17 protein-coding genes are annotated in these 15,556 nt (G+C 57.3%); 6 read left to right on the top strand and 11 right to left on the bottom strand.

What is annotated here, in order from left to right:
- Positions 1 to 178: 178 nt before the first annotated feature.
- The 5 genes from AAAB35_RS06240 to moaA form a co-directional block, all read right to left on the bottom strand.
- Positions 179 to 970 carry a transporter substrate-binding domain-containing protein gene (locus tag AAAB35_RS06240; protein ID WP_340667343.1) on the bottom strand — a complete coding sequence of 264 codons (792 nt, stop codon included), beginning with the start codon at positions 968 to 970 and terminating at the stop codon, positions 179 to 181.
- Between the two features lie 223 nt (positions 971 to 1,193).
- Entirely contained in the window at positions 1,194 to 1,721 is a 528-nt protein-coding gene (gene mobB, locus AAAB35_RS06235; RefSeq protein ID WP_340667342.1) for a molybdopterin-guanine dinucleotide biosynthesis protein B, read from the bottom strand.
- A complete protein-coding gene (gene mobA, locus AAAB35_RS06230) occupies positions 1,718 to 2,347 on the bottom strand; it encodes a molybdenum cofactor guanylyltransferase MobA (protein ID WP_340667341.1) in 630 nt (209 codons plus the stop codon). The genes mobB and mobA overlap by 4 nt, the downstream gene beginning before the upstream one ends.
- 1 nt (position 2,348) lies before the next feature.
- Positions 2,349 to 3,272 (bottom strand): DMT family transporter, encoded by a 924-nt coding sequence (locus tag AAAB35_RS06225; protein ID WP_340667340.1) that lies wholly within the window; start codon positions 3,270 to 3,272, stop codon positions 2,349 to 2,351.
- 93 nt (positions 3,273 to 3,365) lie between these two features.
- Complete coding sequence (moaA, locus tag AAAB35_RS06220; protein WP_340667345.1) at positions 3,366 to 4,355, bottom strand: GTP 3',8-cyclase MoaA; 990 nt, start codon at positions 4,353 to 4,355, stop codon at positions 3,366 to 3,368.
- A gap of 194 nt (positions 4,356 to 4,549) precedes the next feature.
- On the opposite strand from moaA, the gene AAAB35_RS06215 reads away from it, so the two are divergent.
- From AAAB35_RS06215 to AAAB35_RS06205, 3 genes are all read left to right on the top strand, one after another.
- Positions 4,550 to 4,924, top strand: coding sequence for a DUF971 domain-containing protein (locus AAAB35_RS06215; protein WP_340667339.1), 375 nt, complete (start codon positions 4,550 to 4,552; stop codon positions 4,922 to 4,924).
- A 212-nt stretch (positions 4,925 to 5,136) separates the two neighbouring features.
- Positions 5,137 to 7,068 (top strand): L,D-transpeptidase family protein, encoded by a 1,932-nt coding sequence (locus tag AAAB35_RS06210; RefSeq protein WP_340667338.1) that lies wholly within the window; start codon positions 5,137 to 5,139, stop codon positions 7,066 to 7,068.
- Between the two features lie 145 nt (positions 7,069 to 7,213).
- Positions 7,214 to 7,651, top strand: a complete 438-nt coding sequence (locus AAAB35_RS06205) for a VOC family protein (protein ID WP_340667337.1) — start codon at positions 7,214 to 7,216, stop codon at positions 7,649 to 7,651.
- Positions 7,652 to 7,761: 110 nt separating this feature from the next.
- Here the strand turns inward: AAAB35_RS06205 and AAAB35_RS06200 are convergent, their stop codons facing one another.
- The 6 genes from AAAB35_RS06200 to AAAB35_RS06175 all read right to left on the bottom strand — a co-directional run bounded on the left by AAAB35_RS06200 (position 7,762) and on the right by AAAB35_RS06175 (position 13,362).
- Positions 7,762 to 8,505, bottom strand: coding sequence for a proteasome-type protease (locus AAAB35_RS06200; RefSeq protein ID WP_340667344.1), 744 nt, complete (start codon positions 8,503 to 8,505; stop codon positions 7,762 to 7,764).
- Between the two features lie 34 nt (positions 8,506 to 8,539).
- Positions 8,540 to 9,337, bottom strand: coding sequence for a transglutaminase family protein (locus AAAB35_RS06195; protein ID WP_340667336.1), 798 nt, complete (start codon positions 9,335 to 9,337; stop codon positions 8,540 to 8,542).
- A gap of 6 nt (positions 9,338 to 9,343) precedes the next feature.
- A complete protein-coding gene (locus AAAB35_RS06190) occupies positions 9,344 to 10,285 on the bottom strand; it encodes an alpha-E domain-containing protein (RefSeq protein WP_340667335.1) in 942 nt (313 codons plus the stop codon).
- 70 nt (positions 10,286 to 10,355) lie between these two features.
- Positions 10,356 to 11,768 (bottom strand): circularly permuted type 2 ATP-grasp protein, encoded by a 1,413-nt coding sequence (locus AAAB35_RS06185; protein ID WP_340667334.1) that lies wholly within the window; start codon positions 11,766 to 11,768, stop codon positions 10,356 to 10,358.
- Positions 11,769 to 12,002: 234 nt separating this feature from the next.
- On the bottom strand, positions 12,003 to 12,545 hold the full coding sequence (locus AAAB35_RS06180; protein WP_340667333.1) for a BA14K family protein: 543 nt from the start codon (positions 12,543 to 12,545) through the stop codon (positions 12,003 to 12,005).
- Positions 12,546 to 12,678: 133 nt separating this feature from the next.
- Complete coding sequence (locus AAAB35_RS06175) at positions 12,679 to 13,362, bottom strand: HAD family hydrolase (protein ID WP_340667332.1); 684 nt, start codon at positions 13,360 to 13,362, stop codon at positions 12,679 to 12,681.
- A 197-nt stretch (positions 13,363 to 13,559) separates the two neighbouring features.
- Between AAAB35_RS06175 and rpiA the strand changes: the two genes are divergently transcribed.
- The 3 genes from rpiA to AAAB35_RS06160 form a co-directional block, all read left to right on the top strand.
- On the top strand, positions 13,560 to 14,264 hold the full coding sequence (gene rpiA, locus AAAB35_RS06170) for a ribose-5-phosphate isomerase RpiA (protein WP_340667331.1): 705 nt from the start codon (positions 13,560 to 13,562) through the stop codon (positions 14,262 to 14,264).
- A gap of 4 nt (positions 14,265 to 14,268) precedes the next feature.
- Complete coding sequence (locus AAAB35_RS06165; RefSeq protein ID WP_340667330.1) at positions 14,269 to 14,826, top strand: DUF2059 domain-containing protein; 558 nt, start codon at positions 14,269 to 14,271, stop codon at positions 14,824 to 14,826.
- 117 nt (positions 14,827 to 14,943) lie between these two features.
- Positions 14,944 to 15,556, top strand: a 613-nt coding sequence (locus AAAB35_RS06160; RefSeq protein WP_340667329.1) for an FAD-dependent oxidoreductase, incomplete at its 3' end; no start/stop codon positions are given.

Here is a 15,556-nt window from a genome sequence, read left to right as displayed (position 1 = left end):
GCTTGGGCCCCATCCGCCCTCGCCAAACCCGAGTAATGCTATTGAGCCTTCCATCGGCAACTTTCTGGTTCGCGGGCAATTTCCCCAAGGCACTTTAGTCCGGCCTGCCCGTCATTTTTTGAAGTTCAGCGAATGGCGGCTGCCCGCCATTCGTTTTTGTCAGGTCAATCCAAACAGCTCAATCTTCGCCGCCGTAAACGTCGATCTTGAAGTACTTGTCGTTGATTTCCTTGTACTTTCCATTCTTGCGAATGGCTGCGATCGCGGTGGTGAACTTGTCGGCGAGGGCGGTGTTACCCTTCTTGACCGTTACGCCGGCGCCGGGGCCGTGGATCGCCGGATCGGGCGTGATTGTGCCAAGGAGCTTGCAGCAGGAGCCGGCATCGCTGTCGAGCCACTGACCGAGGACGACCACGTCATCCATGACGGCATCAACACGGCCGTTGGAAATGTCGAGCTTATATTCGTCAGCCGTCGGATACATCTTCAGGTCCGAGCCGGCATATTTCGCCTGGGCAAAATTCGAGTGGCTGGTGGATGCCTGAACCCCGAGGGTCTTGCCCTTCAGTGCTTCCGGGCTGATATCCTTGATGTCGGAATCCTTCGGTACGGCAATGGCTGGCGGGGTATTGTAGTACTTCTTGGAGAAGTCGACCTTCTCAAGGCGTTCGGGTGTGATCGACATGGACGCGATGATCGCGTCGAACTTGCCGGCCTGCAACGCCGGGATCATGCCGTCCCAGTCCTGTGATACCCAGGTGCACTGCGCCTTCATCTCTTCGCAAAGAGCATTGCCAATATCGATGTCGAAGCCTTCAAGCTTGCCATCGGGTGTCAGGTTATTGAAAGGCGGGTAGGCTCCTTCAGAAGCAATCGTCAGCTTCAGGGCGTCCTCTGCGTGGGCGGCACCCATGGTAAAGGCGATGGCTGCAGCGGAAATCGCAAGTGCGAGACGCTTGGTGATACGCATTTATTTGAACCTCTCTATTGTGGCCCGGCTGTTCCCCTGTTTCTTTTGGACAGCCTTCCGGGCAAGTCGCAGCTGTTACTGCTACTGGCGGCGATATTCCCACTAGTTTTTGACGAAATGCAACCGGGAATCGTTCGGTGACGACCAAATCCGGCCGGCAAAATCACACAAACACCGGCGTCTAATACTTTTGTTGCGCGCGCTCTGGTTGAAATGTCATTTTCTAACGCGCACCACGCGTAAGTTGCATTTCACGTTCGATAAGATCGGCAAGGCCCGCAATGTCATCGAGATCGAAAACGGGAATCGTCTCCCCGGTTACAGGATAATCGCTGGCAATGGCGACGATGGTGGGATCGTTGGCCGACAAGGGGTCGTTTGATCGCGCGTCCAACCTTCTCGCCTCGAGTTTCTTGTGTTGTTCGCGCTTGTAGCCTTCGACGAGGACAAGGTCGCAGGAAGCAAATCGGGCGATGATTTCGGCGAGCGCGGGTTCACCTTCACCCGACAATTCATGCATAAGCGCCCAGCGCTGATCGGATACGATGGCGACTTCACCCGCACCAGCCTTGCGATGCCGATAGGAGTCCGTTCCCTCCTTGTCGATGTCGAAATCATGGTGCGCATGCTTGACGGTCGACACTTTCCAGCCGCGGCCAATAAGTTCCCCGACGAGTTTGACCGCCAGCGTCGTCTTGCCCGAATTCTTCCAGCCCGTAATGCCGAAAATGCGATGCTTGCCGGGGGTCATCCTGCTATCTTCCATTGATCGCGCGCGGCGGAGATATCCTGCGGTGTATTGATATTGAAAAACGGATCGAACCGATCGCCTGTCTGCGTAACGAGAAAAGGGAATTCCGCGACACTATGCGGATGGCGTTGCAGCCAAGACGTAACCCGTCGATTGGACGGGTCGCTCAGCCAGTTGCGCAGATCGGATCGCAGAGAAATCGGCCAAAGGCCGAATGTAGGGTGGAGCCTGCCGCCAGTTGCGGCGACGCCGATGTGGTCTTCCGCATTGAGGATCGTATGGTGGAGTTTCGCCAAAAGATCGTCAGGGAAGAAGGGTGTATCTGTCGCGACGCTAAGGATATGCGAGAATGGCAGTGTGTGGTTCGCAGCCCATTCCATGCCAGCATGGAGACCGGCGAGGGGGCCAACAAACCCATGTACGTTGTCCGAAATCACGGGGACCTTCAGATTGGCAAACCGGTCAGCATCCCCATTGCTGTTGATGGCGATAGGATCGATCTGGCGCGACAAGCGGTCGTAAACGTGATCGATCAGGCGGCGGTCGCCGAATGCCAGTAGGGCCTTGTCCTCACCATCCATGCGGCGAGATTGTCCCCCAGCCAGAATTATGCCCGCGATCCGCACACTAGACTCCGTCGGGTGATGTTGTCGCCGCTGCCGCCGCGATTTCGACCGGCCTCATGCGGCCGACGATTTGCTCACGGTAAAGCGTATAGAGGCCACTGCCAATGACGATGATGGAGCCGACGACCATTGGCAAATCCGGCAAGTCGCCGAAAAACAGAAAGCCGAGCAGGATTGCCCAGAGTAGGCTGGTGTAGCGGAAGGGAGCGACGAATGAGATTTCGCCCTCACGCATTGCAAGAATGAGAAAATGGTAGGCGACGATGACGCAACAGGCGGCGAGCACCAGCAGCAATGTGTTGGTCAAGGACATCGGAGTCCAGCCGCCTAGCGGGCCGATCATGGCAACGCCTGCAAGCGATACGCCGATCGATGTCAGTGCCGAAATCATGAGAACGGGAATGGTTCTGGGAACCTTGCGCGTTGCAAGGTCCCGCAGTGCTGCAAAAATGACGGTAACGACGATCAGCAGGATATAAGGGCTGACGCCTTCGCCGCCTGGCCGCACGATAATGAGCACGCCGCAAAACCCGACAGCGATGGCAACCCAGCGGCGCCAGCCGACAGGCTCTCCGAAGAACATCGCGGCGCCCATGGTAACGGCAAGGGGCAGTGCCTGAAGGATCGCCGAGGTTAGTGCAAGGGGGACGTGAACGAGGGCAACCAGAAAACTGAGGGTGCCGACCACCTCGCCGACGACCCTGACAATTGTCATTTTGTGCAGAGCTTCGCGCAGGGGAATCAGCATGCCCTTGTGCCAGGCCAGGGCAAGGATCAGCACTGTGGCGATGGACCCGCGGACCAGCATGACCTGGCCCATGTTCATGTGCTCGCCAACGTATTTCACCGTCGCATCGTTGAAAGTGAAGCTGGCCATGCCGATGGCCATGTACAGCGCGCCGCGAAGATTGGGAGATAATGCCAAGATTGTTTATCCGAACTACAGCGATCCTCCTCCGGAATCGCAAAGATTGATATATCAGCCTGTATCAATCCGCGCATTCAGAATCATTGGATACTAGCCGCCGGTAACGCTCATGTGGCGTGAGACCGCAGGGCGATTGTGTCGGCGATCGATGATGAAGTCGTGGCCCTTAGGCTTGCGTCCGATCGCTTCATCGATGGCGTCGTTGAGAAGGCTGTTGCCTTCCGATGCCCTCAACGGCGCGCGCAGATCAGCCGCATCTTCCTGTCCGAGGCACATATAGAGTGTGCCGGTGCAGGTGAGGCGGACGCGATTGCAGCTTTCGCAGAAGTTATGTGTCATCGGCGTTATGAAGCCGAGGCGGCCTCCTGTTTCCTTGACTTCGACATAGCGCGCTGGACCACCAGTCTTGTAAGGGATGTCGTTGAGCGTGAATTCCTCGCTCAGTTTCGAGCGCACGAGCGACAGTGGCAGATATTGATCGGTGCGGTCGAGATCGATCTCGCCCATCGGCATGGTTTCAATCAGCGTCAGGTCCATCCCGCGCCCATGGGCCCAGCGGATCATTTCGGGTATTTCCTGATCGTTGAAGCCTTTGAGGGCGACAGCATTCAATTTGACCTTGATGCCTGCGGCCTGGGCGGCATCGATGCCCGCCATGACACGGCCGAAATCGCCCCAACGGGTGATCTCACGGAACTTGTCCGGATGGAGCGTGTCGAGCGAAACGTTAATGCGTCTGACGCCATGAGAAGCGAGTTCGCTGGCAAAACGCGACAGTTGCGAGCCATTCGTGGTCAAGGTCAACTCTTCGAGCGCGCCAGACTGGAGATGACGCGACAGTTCGGCGATCAGATGCATGATATTCTTGCGAACGAGTGGCTCGCCGCCCGTGAGGCGCAGCTTCTTGACGCCCCGATCGATGAAAGCGGTGCAGAGCCGATCAAGTTCCTCGAGCGTCAGTAGGTCCTGCTTCGGCAGAAACGTCATGTGCTCGGACATGCAATAGGTGCAGCGAAAATCGCAACGATCCGTCACCGAAACCCGCAAATAGCTGATCGTTCGACCGAACGGGTCGACCATAGGCGCCTGAATGAGCGGTCTTTCGAGCAATGAAACGTGGTCCAAGAGCTTCCTCCTAAAGGAGAGATAAGGTGTGGCCGCTTGCTTGTCCAGTCATCGTCGGTAGCATGCTGTTTCAACGAAAATTATATGCCGCCTTGCGAGCTGGCCGTCGGATGCCTACACAGAGGCCGCGAACCTAAGGATTATACACCATGACGAATGCCTGGCCGAAAGAATTGCGCGTCAGCAGGGACCGCCGGTCTCTGACGGTCAGCTTCGACAATGGCGAAACCTATAATCTTTCTGCCGAACTCCTGCGTGTCGCATCTCCCTCGGCGGAAGTGCAGGGTCACTCGCCCGAGCAGCGCGTCACCGTGGCCGGCAAGATCAATGTCGAGATCACAAAAATGGAGCCTGTCGGCAATTATGCCGTTCGCATCATTTTCGATGACATGCACGATACAGGTCTCTTCAGTTGGGATTACCTGATTGAACTTGGGCGCAACAAGGATAGCCGCTGGCAGGCTTATCTCGATGATCTTGCCGAAAAGGGTCTGAGCCGCGAGCCTGCCATACGGCGGCGCTGAATATCCGGCCCGTTGTTTCCGCTTACTGAATCCGCTTGATCGCATGTGTCGAAATCGGCACACAGCGTAAAATTGTGGCGTCGAAGAATTATCAAACGACCGGCGGGCATTGTTAAAAGATTCTAAATAGGATGCGATGAAACTGGCCGAACACCAAATCAGAGGCCGGCCCATGATCACCCGTGGGCGCAAGTACCATCCGGGCGGACATCATGAATTCCTATTCCAAGAAACGGGCGATCTTTTTGGCCGCGATGCTTTCGGCAACAGCGGTGCCGTTGTCGCCCGCATCTGCGGCGAACAATCTGATGGAGCTGTTGTTCGGCCCACGCCGCGTTGGTTCCCAGCCAGTCGCCCAGCCGCGTGTGTTGCGACCGGGTGAGGCGGTCGGTGATCCATCGGGTTCTGCAAGGCGCTCGTCCGCTCCGATCAAGCGCGTGACTGTCACTGCCCCGACGAATTACGACTACAAGGCCGAGCAGGTTACCCAGATCGATTTCTCCAGGGTCGATCCGCAACTTACAGCCTCTGCCGACCATGGTATCGTCTCGCCACCGCAAATGGAACGCTTCGGGCTGAAGCTCGATCACCTCAAGGATGCTCACGTACTTGCGGAAAAAAATATCGCTGATGCGGTTGTTTCCTATTACGTAGCCAAGCAGCAACCGATCTGGACCGCATCCTATGACGTAACGCCAAAGGCGAAAGCAGTCATTGCGCTTTTTGCCAAGGCAAACGAAGACGGGCTCGATCCGGCGGACTACGCGGTCAAGGTGCCGGCTGACGATTACGATCGCAGCAACATCCCGGCGCGGCTCAAGGAGCTTGCGGAGTTCGAACTCACCCTGTCGGCCCGCGCCTTGCGCTATGCAATGGATCAGGGCGACGGCCGGATCAATCCGAACCGCCTCAGCGGCTTCCATGATTTTGCGCTCGACCGCGTCAAGCCGCACGAGGTGATGGATCAGCTTGCAACAGCCGGCGATCCGCGTGCGGTGCTTGCCGCCTTTGCTCCGCAGAACAAATGGTACGCGGAATTGAAGCAAAGCCTCAGTGACCTTGGCGATACGAAAGAGCCGACCGTCCGTGTTGCTCCAGGCACCAAGATCCGCCCAGGCGAGGAAAGTCCGGAACTGCGCAATGTAGTAGCCCTGATCAAGGCCAAGGCGCCGAAAGACTATCTTATTCTTCACGAAGAGGTGCTGCGTTCCCACGAGAATGCCAGCGTTTATGACGACAGTCTCGTCGAAGCCATCAGGGATTTTCAGCGGGACCAGGGACGCAAGCCTGACGGCGTGATCGGCAGCAGCACCATCGGGGCGCTTCAGGCTGAATCGAATGCGTCGAAGCGCGACCGCATCGTCTATTCGATGGAGCGGCTGCGCTGGCTGCCGCACGATTTCGGCCAACGCTATGTGTTCGTCAATCAGCCGGCCTATCGCGCCCAGTATTTCGATGGTGGCGCTGAAAAGCTGGCGATGAATATCGTCGTCGGATCGCCAACAAACCAGACCTATTTCTTCTACGACACCATCGAAACGGTGGTGTTCAACCCGTCATGGGGCGTGCCGCGTTCGATCATCCTCAACGAGATGATGCCGAAAATCCTCAATAATCCGTCCTATCTCGAAGGCAGCGGCTACGAGGTCTACGACAAATCAGGACGCGTCATTCCGTCGAGCGCGGTGAACTGGTCACAAGTTGCAGCGAACGGCGGCGGCGTCGGCATTCGCCAGAAGCCGAGTCTCGACAATGCACTGGGTGAACTCAAGATCCTGTTCCCCAATAGCCATGACATCTACATGCACGACACGCCGGCAAAGTCCTATTTCCAGCGGGACATGCGTGCGCTCAGCCATGGCTGCATACGTTTGGAACATCCTCGCGATATGGCTGCTGCCGTGCTTGGTATGCCGGTCGAGGATCTGAAGCCCTATTTCGGCAAGAACGAGCGCAGTGTCAGGGTGACGAACCCGCTGCCGGTCTACGTCTCGTATTTTACGGCCTGGCCGGACGCGGCGACGGGTGAGATCAAGTTCTACGACGATGTCTACGAGCGCGACGCCTATCTGCAGAAGGCCATCGACAAGACCCGGGCAGTGCGCGAGGGCAGTCCGGTCACTGCGCAGACGGCCAAGCTCTAGCTATCGCTGCTCGCAGAATTGTAGAAATGCGGACACGACCGCACGTCCACATGTCATCATCTATCGGTGTTGGGCACCTCAAGCGCCCGTTGTTAGACTAAACGACACCTTGTAGATTGGAACGACACCTTGGAGATCGGAAAACATGGCGATCAAGCGGATGGACAACGTAGGAATCGTCGTCGAAGACCTCGGAACGACGATTGATTTCTTTCGCGAATTCGGCCTCGAGCTTGAAGGGCGGGCCACCATCGAAGGAGAATGGGCCGGACGTGTCACTGGACTGGGCGATCAGCATGTCGAGATTGCCATGATGCGCACACCGGACGGCCACAGCCGGCTCGAGCTCTCCCGCTTCCTCGCGCCGCCTGTCGTCGCAGATCACCGGAACGCCCCGGTCAACGCCCTAGGCTACCTGCGGGTCATGTTCGCCGTGGACGACATCGACGAGACGCTTCAAAGGCTGCGCACGCGGGGCGCGCAGCTGGTAGGCGACGTAGTCCAGTATAAAGACGCGTATCGACTCTGCTACATCCGTGGACCTGAAGGGCTTCTCATCGGGCTCGCCCAGGAACTCAGCTGAGCGGCAATACGAAGACAATGGCGATGTCAGCCGGCGCGCCCGCTACGCAATATGCTGCGCCTCGTCCGCGACGTATCAGCTACCGACGTCCTCAAACAGACTCTAACCTTTTACTGACCTCTAGGTTCGATTTCGAAGGGCGGCAGGCTTTGAAGCGCGAGCTTCAAGGCTTGCGACCAGCCATCTGAAATCATTTCATAATAGGGATCATGGCGTTCGATGCGTTTTTCGAAGCCAAGCCTGAAACTATCCGCCTGATAGAATTGCAGATCGAGCGGCAGGCCCACGGAAAGATTGGATTTCAGAGTCGAATCGAATGAGACAAGAAGCAGCTTGGTTGCTTCCTCGAAGGTCATTGCCGGATCGTAGGACCGGACGATGATCGGCTTGCCATATTTGTGCTCGCCGATCTGGAAGAACGGCGTATCGGGCGTCGATTCGATGAAGTTGCCCTCGGGATAAATAAGGAAGATGCGCGGATCGCCGCCCTTGATCTGGCCGCCGAGTATTATCGACGCGCCGAACGAATCGGCGCGCTGGCCGCCGGCACCGACCTCTTCGATGACATGCCGGATCGTATCGCCGACGAGGCGTGCCGTCTGGAACATCGACGGCATATCATAAATGGAAGGCGCCCTTTCGGACGGCATTTTCGTACGCTCGTTGAGAATGCTGATGACGGCTTGCGTGGTGGCAAGATTGCCAGCCGATAGCAATGTGATGACGCGATCGCCGGTTTTGGCCCAGGTGTACATCTTCTTGAATGTCGAAATATTGTCGACACCCGCATTGGTTCTCGTGTCAGACATGAACACGAGGCCGCGGTCCAGTTTGAGCCCCACACAATAGGTCATCATGAAATCCCAGAATCGAAAATGTCAGAGCCGATTACTGCTCTACATTAACCTCGACGGCAAGTGATTCAATGCCGGGCCCCATGCGTATTCCCGAAATCGGCGCCGCTTCGCGATAATCAAGGCCGCAGGCGACGCGCACGTAGGTTTCGTTTGGACAGATATTGTTGGCCGCGTCGAAGCCTACCCAGCCAAGCCCATCGATATGAACTTCGGCCCAGGCGTGACTGGCGGTCTGTTCGATGGTGTGATTGAGCATGAGGTAGCCCGAGACGTAGCGCGCGGGTATCCCAAGGATCCGCGCTGCCGAAAGAAAGATATGCGTATGGTCCTGACACACGCCTTTGCCATTAATGAGGGCTTCTTCGGCAGTCGTGGTGATCGTCGTCGAGCCTGGCGTGTAGACGACCCTTTGATGCAGAAGTCCCATAAGCTCGTGCATGAGCGGAAGCCGCCCCAAGCTGTTATCGAGGCCGGTCGCGAGGGCGCGGATCGCGTCGCCCGGCTTGGTCAGAGCAGTCTCGCGCTCATATAGCCAGACCGGCATGAAATTATAGACCTTGCCGAAAACGCCGGCCTTGTCCTCGGTCTCGACCTGGCCCGTGGCACGGATAACGAGGCGCTCCGTCTCGCGCTGCAACCTGGTCAGCATGGTGCGGTTGCCGTAGCCATCGCGATAGTTTGCTTCCTGCGTCGCACCTTCCACATGCACCGACCAGTCTATCACCTTTTGACCCGGGCCGCTTTGCGGGTGCATCCGCAGCCGCAACACCGAATATTGCACCGGAGCGTCGTAGTGATAGTTGGAAATATGCTGGATATTGAGAAGCATGGATCTTCAATCGAAGTTGTAGGCTTGAGCAATCTTCGTGCTCAAGCTGTTCGTTTGATAGATGAGGTCGCTCAAAAACTCGTGCAGGCCACTGTCGAATATGGTTCGGATATCATTGTCCTGCAGCCGTGTCATGATGCTTTCCGACATGTCGTGGCATTCGTGACGCCTGCCGTAATCGTTGGCAAGAAATCTGAGATTGTCGACGATGTTCGAGTAGCAGAAGTTCAACGAACGCGGCATGCGGGAGTTGAGGATCAGATAGTCGGCAATGTTCACGGGATTGTATTCGACGTCGTAGACCCAGCGATAGGAGCGATGGGCCGAGACCGAGCGCAGGATCGATTCCCACTGAAAGTTGTCGAGCGTCGTGCCGACATAGGAGATCGACGGAAGCAGTACGTAATATTTGACGTCGAGGATGCGGGCCGTGTTATCGCCGCGCTCGATGAACGTTCCGATACGCGCAAAATTGAAGATCTCGTTGCGCAACATCGTTCCATGGAATGCGCCGCGAATGATTGCTGTTTCGCGCTTGATCTGGTCAAGAACGCGCGGCAATTCGGTTTCCGGAATGGGGTTGGCCAGAGTCGATTTGAGGATCATCCACGTATCGTTGACACTTTCCCACGCTTCGCGGGTCAATGCCGTGCGCACCATGCGTGCATTGAGGCGGGCCGTTTCGACGCAAGACATCACGCTCGATGGATTGCTGAGGTCGCGAAGCAGGAAATCGGACACGAGGCTGGCGTTGTATTCGCTGTATTTGCTGTCGTAGCCGATCTTGACGCCGGCGCTCATCAGCACGGATGACCATTCTTCTGGAGCGTCGGACGTCTTGGTAAGCGCCATGCGCAAACCGGCATCGATCAGCCGCGCCATATTTTCGGCGCGCTCGATATAACGGAACATCCAGTAGAGACCATTTGCGGTTCGGCCAAGCAGCATTTTCTAGTGTCATCCCTCGTTATTCTGGAACCGACTTTGGCGGTCCTTGATCAAATGGTGCCGTGGATCACTAGTCGTCGAGCACCCAGGTGTCCTTGGTTCCACCGCCCTGGCTGGAATTGACGACGAGCGAGCCTTCCTTGAGCGCGACGCGGGTCAATCCGCCGGGGGTGATGCGTATTCGGTCAGAAACGAGGACGAAGGGGCGCAAATCGACATGGCGCGGCGCGAGGCCCTTCTCGGTCATGATTGGCGTCGTCGAAAGGGCCAGCGTCGGCTGAGCAATGTAGTTCTTGGGGTTCGCCTTGAGTTTGGCCGCGAAAGTTTCACGCTCCTTTTTCGAGGAGGCCGGGCCAACCAGCATACCGTAGCCCCCCGATCCATGGACCTCCTTGACCACGAGATCGGCGAGGTTTTCGAGGACGTAGGTGAGCGTGTCTGGCTCCGAGCAGCGATGCGTCGGAACATTCTCGAGGATCGCTTTGCGCCCTGTGTAGAACTCGACGATTTCCGGCATGTAGGAATAAAGCGCCTTGTCGTCGGCAATGCCGGTGCCCGGTGCGTTGGCGATCGTAATGTTCCCCGAACGATATACATCCATGATTCCAGGAACGCCGAGCGCGGAATCCCTGCGAAAGGTGAGGGGATCGAGGAAGGAGTCGTCCACACGCCGGTAGAGCACGTCGATGGCGCGATTGCCTTCGGTGGTCCGCATCACCACCCTGCCGTCATCCACCTTGAGGTCGCTGCCTTCGACAAGCTCAACGCCCATCTGGTCGGCTAGAAATGCATGTTCGAAATAGGCCGAATTATAAATACCAGGGGTCAGGACGGCGATCGTTGGAGGACCCTTGCATCCGGGGGGCGCGACCGCCGCAAGCGATTGCCGCAGAAGCTTCGGGTATGTCTCGACGGGGCGAACCTTGATTTGCTGGAAGAGCTCCGGGAACAGCTGCATCATCGTTTCGCGGTTTTCCAGCATGTAGGAAACGCCGGAAGGTGTGCGGGCATTGTCTTCGAGGACGTAGAACTGGTTTTCCTGCGTCCTTACGATATCTACACCGATGATATGCGTATAGACATTGCCTGGCGGGCGGAACCCGACCATTTCGGGCAGGTAGGCATCATTGTGAATGAAAAGTTCGCGCGGGATGCGTCCGGCACGAATGATTTCCTGGCGGTGGTAGATATCGTCGAGGAAGGCGTTGAGAGCCATGACACGCTGTTCGATGCCCTGCGACATCCGGCGCCACTCGTTGCCGGTGATGATACGCGGAATGATGTCGAAGGGAATGATGCGCTCGGCCGCTTCTTCGTCGCCATAGACGGCGAATGTGATCCCGGTCTTGCGAAAAACGTTTTCCGCATCAAGCGCCTTTTGCGCCAACCGTTCGGGGTTCTGGGTATCGAGCCAGCATTTCAGTTGTTCGTAGGGCGGGCGAACGTCACCGCCGGTTTTGATCATCTCGTCAAATGGCTTCACTCAAAATCCCCTTCATAATAGGGGACATTCAAGCGGGTTCATGGAAAAAAGCAAGCACATTCCATCGTTTAAGCCGGCATGTAGCGACCCCGACTAAAAATTAGGCAGCAGCGTCGCGATAGAGGCAAGCGCGCACCGCTTTTCGTCTATTCCATGGGCGCGTTGGGGCGCAGTTCAACGCAAAAAAGCCCGGGATACTGGGCCTGGGCTTGATGAATCGCGCTGATCGCACCTTCAATAGGGTGAAATGCACTGACGGCGTGATCCGTAATAGGGCTGAAACGTATTATCGTAGGCCCGATACGACCGATAGCGATTGTAGCACCATTGCACATGTGATCCGCCGGTCCGATAAACCGGTCCACCATAGATTGGGGGCGCGCTCAACGCATTACCTATGATCAGACCGGTGCCCAGCGCTGCTAGCGGAAACCAGGCGCCGTCATAATAGCTGTATCCGGGCCGATAATAGCGGTAGCCTCCATAGCCACGATAGCCGCCATACCCGCCATAGCCACGATAGCCACCATACCCGCCCCAATAGCGGTTGCCGCGCCAGTACGGCCCTCCACGCCAACCGCGGTCGCCGCGCCAATAACGGTTGCCATTCCAGCCGCCGCCGCGCCAATGGCGCCTGTATTGCACCTGTTCGATGTTGGTGCCGCCGGTTTCGATACTCACCGGAACAATCGGAGCCGAGTAGGCTGGCCCGCTCCCAGTAGTCGTTATCGCCCCAACCATTCCTAAAGCAGATAGTATTGAGGTCAGCTTCTTCAATTTCTCCTCCTTGCGAGACATAAATCTCGCCATTTTTATAGAAGTAAGAAATAAGCGGATTTGGGCCAACGGCCTTTTATCTTGCAAGCTTAAACGTTGCGTCCGTCAGTTTGTTCCGCCTGACCGGCGTGGGTCAGGCATCGACAGCGCCTATCAACGCGTCGGCCAGTTCCACCTTGAGTTCGCGGAAATGCGAGATGACACGGCTCGGATCATAGGCCGACACAGGCAGATCTGAATAGCCGAAGTCGACGGCAACCACGGGAATTCCCGCTGCCTTAGCCGTATCGATGTCCGTTCGGCTGTCGCCAATCATGACGGCGCGTTGCGGGTCGCCGCTTGCCTTGCGGATAGTCTCAACGAGATGGCGCGGGTCCGGCTTGCGGAAGGAGAACGTGTCGCCGCCGCAGATCGCGCTGAAGCGCGATGCCTGGCCAAGTCCGTTGAGCAGATTGACCGACAGCCCTTCGAATTTGTTGGTGCATACGGCAAGGATGTATCCAGCCTGCGCGAGATCTTCCATCGCCTGCTCGGCACCTTCATAGAGGGCGGACCGACCCGGCATATGCTTGCCGTAGTGTTCAATGAAGATGTCGACCAGCCGGTCGAGCTCTTCCGCGCTCAAATGTTTCTGCTGCGCCTCGAAGGCGCGTTCTATCATGACGCGCCCGCCATGGCCGACATAGCGGCGCAGGGCGACAGGATCGACCTTCTCCATGCCTTTAGCGTCGAGACAATGATTGAGACTGTCGAGCAGATCTGGAGCCGTATCCACCAGAGTTCCATCCAGGTCGAAAACAACGATTGGCTGAGGCATATTTTTTCCTGTGACATCCGCGGTTCGGGGCGAAAGATGCAAATATTCGTGCGTTACCAGCACTCGCCTAGCCACGCGCGATGATTGGGCAAGGATAAATGAGGCATTGAGCCTTGACCCGACCGTCTGACGTGTTAGGGAGCCCAATGTCAAGGCAAAGCGATATCAAGTCAAAGCTACAAGAAGGCGCACCACCCATGGATGCCAGAACACTGAAGATCAAGGCGGCCGCAGAGGCGCTGACCTTTGTTGAAGACGGCATGCGGCTCGGCATCGGAACGGGCTCGACAGCGGAGGAATTTGTAAGATTACTCGCAGCAAGGGTGAAGGACGGCTTGAATGTCATTGGCGTGCCGACTTCAGAGCGTACCGCCGCGCTTTGCCGCGAACTCGGTGTGAAGCTGACGACCCTCGACGAGACGCCTGAACTCGACCTCACGATCGACGGTGCCGATGAAATCGATCCCGCACTCACGTTGATCAAAGGTGGGGGCGGTGCATTGCTGCGCGAAAAGATCGTTGCGGCGGCTTCAAAGCGCATGGTCGTAATCGCCGACGAATCAAAGCTTGTGGAAATGCTGGGCGCGTTTCCACTTCCGATCGAAGTCAATCGTTTTGGCCTTGCCGCTACCAAGCTTGCGATCGATCGTGCGGCCTCGGCACTTGATCTTTCCGGCCCCATTACATTGAGGATGACGGGAGCCGAAGCATTTGTTACAGACGGCGGGCATTTGATCCTGGATGCATCTTTTGGCCGCATTCCGGATACAAGAGCCTTATCACAAGCTTTGCACGCCATTCCCGGTGTCGTGGAGCACGGACTTTTTCTGGATCTGGCGCGCGTGGCCATTCTGGCCGGTGCTGACGGTATCCGCACACTGACAACGAAAACGGAGCGATAAACTCATGAACCTTGCATCTGGCTTTCGCCGCTTGATTGCACCCTTGTCTGTTGCGATCGTGCTGGGCGGTCTCTGCTCGGCACAGGCGCAGGAGATCACCCCCTCGCACCTGGCAGCCGCTCGTGCAGCGGTGGCCGCCATCAAGGCGACTGACATGTTCGACTCGATCCTTCCGGATGCAGCGCGCGGCCTCAAGGCTGAACTCATCCAGAAAGATCCCAATCTGGAATCGGTGATCAGCACTGCGGTAGACGAGCAGGCGTTGAAACTGGCCGCACGTCGTGCCGATCTCGAGAACGAGGCTGCCCGGGCTTATGCTGTTTCCTTCACCGAAGAAGAACTTAACGCCATCACCGGCTTCTACACGTCGCCGGCTGGCCTAAAGCTCCTTTCCGAAGGCCCGATCGTCACGCGTGAGGTAAACAAGGCCGCGTCCATCTGGCAGCGCGGTGTCGCCCGCGACCTGGCGCAGGCCGTCGCTGAGAAGATTGCCGCGACTGCTGCCGCCATGGCACCGGCTGCACCGGCCAAGGCCGAAGCGCCGGCCAAGCCGAAGCAATGACAGCATCGATCCGCTGAGTTTTCCAAGAAGCCCGGCCTCGCGCTGGGCTTTGTTCTTTCAAGACGCCGCGATAGAACCCATATGCAGTGAACCTGATCAGATTCGGAGTGCCGCGCCATGACAGCCTATGATTATGACCTCTTCGTCATCGGGGGCGGATCAGGCGGTGTGCGCGCAGCAAGGCTTGCGGGCGCGATGGGGAAGAGGGTTGGACTTGCCGAAGAATATCGGATGGGCGGTACCTGCGTCATCCGTGGCTGTGTTCCAAAGAAACTTTTCGTCTACGCGTCGCAGTTCCCGGAGCATTTCGAAGCGTCGGCCGGCTATGGCTGGAGCGTCGGGGAGGCGACGTTCGACTGGCCGACCCTCGTTGCCAACAAGGATCGCGAGATCGCCCGCCTCGAAGGCCTCTACCGGCGAGGGCTCGACAGTTCCGATGTCGAGGTCCATGAGAGTCGCGCAGTGCTCATCGATGAACACACGGTCGAAATCCTGAAGACTGGCAAAAGGGTGACCGCGGACCAGATTCTCGTGGCGACGGGTGGTCATCCCAATCCGCACGTGGCGCTACCCGGACACGAATTGTGCATCAGCTCCAACGAGGCGTTTCATCTTGAGGAATTGCCCAAGGCGATCGTCATCGAAGGCGGCGGCTATATCGCCGTGGAGTTTGCCAACATTTTCCACGGTCTTGGCGTCGACACGACGCTCGTCTACCGCGGCAAGGAAA

Origin of the sequence: Phyllobacterium sp. (assembly GCF_037994425.1) — a bacterium.
GTDB lineage: Bacteria > Pseudomonadota > Alphaproteobacteria > Rhizobiales > Rhizobiaceae > Phyllobacterium.
This window is presented reverse-complemented; position numbering and strand designations above follow the sequence as displayed.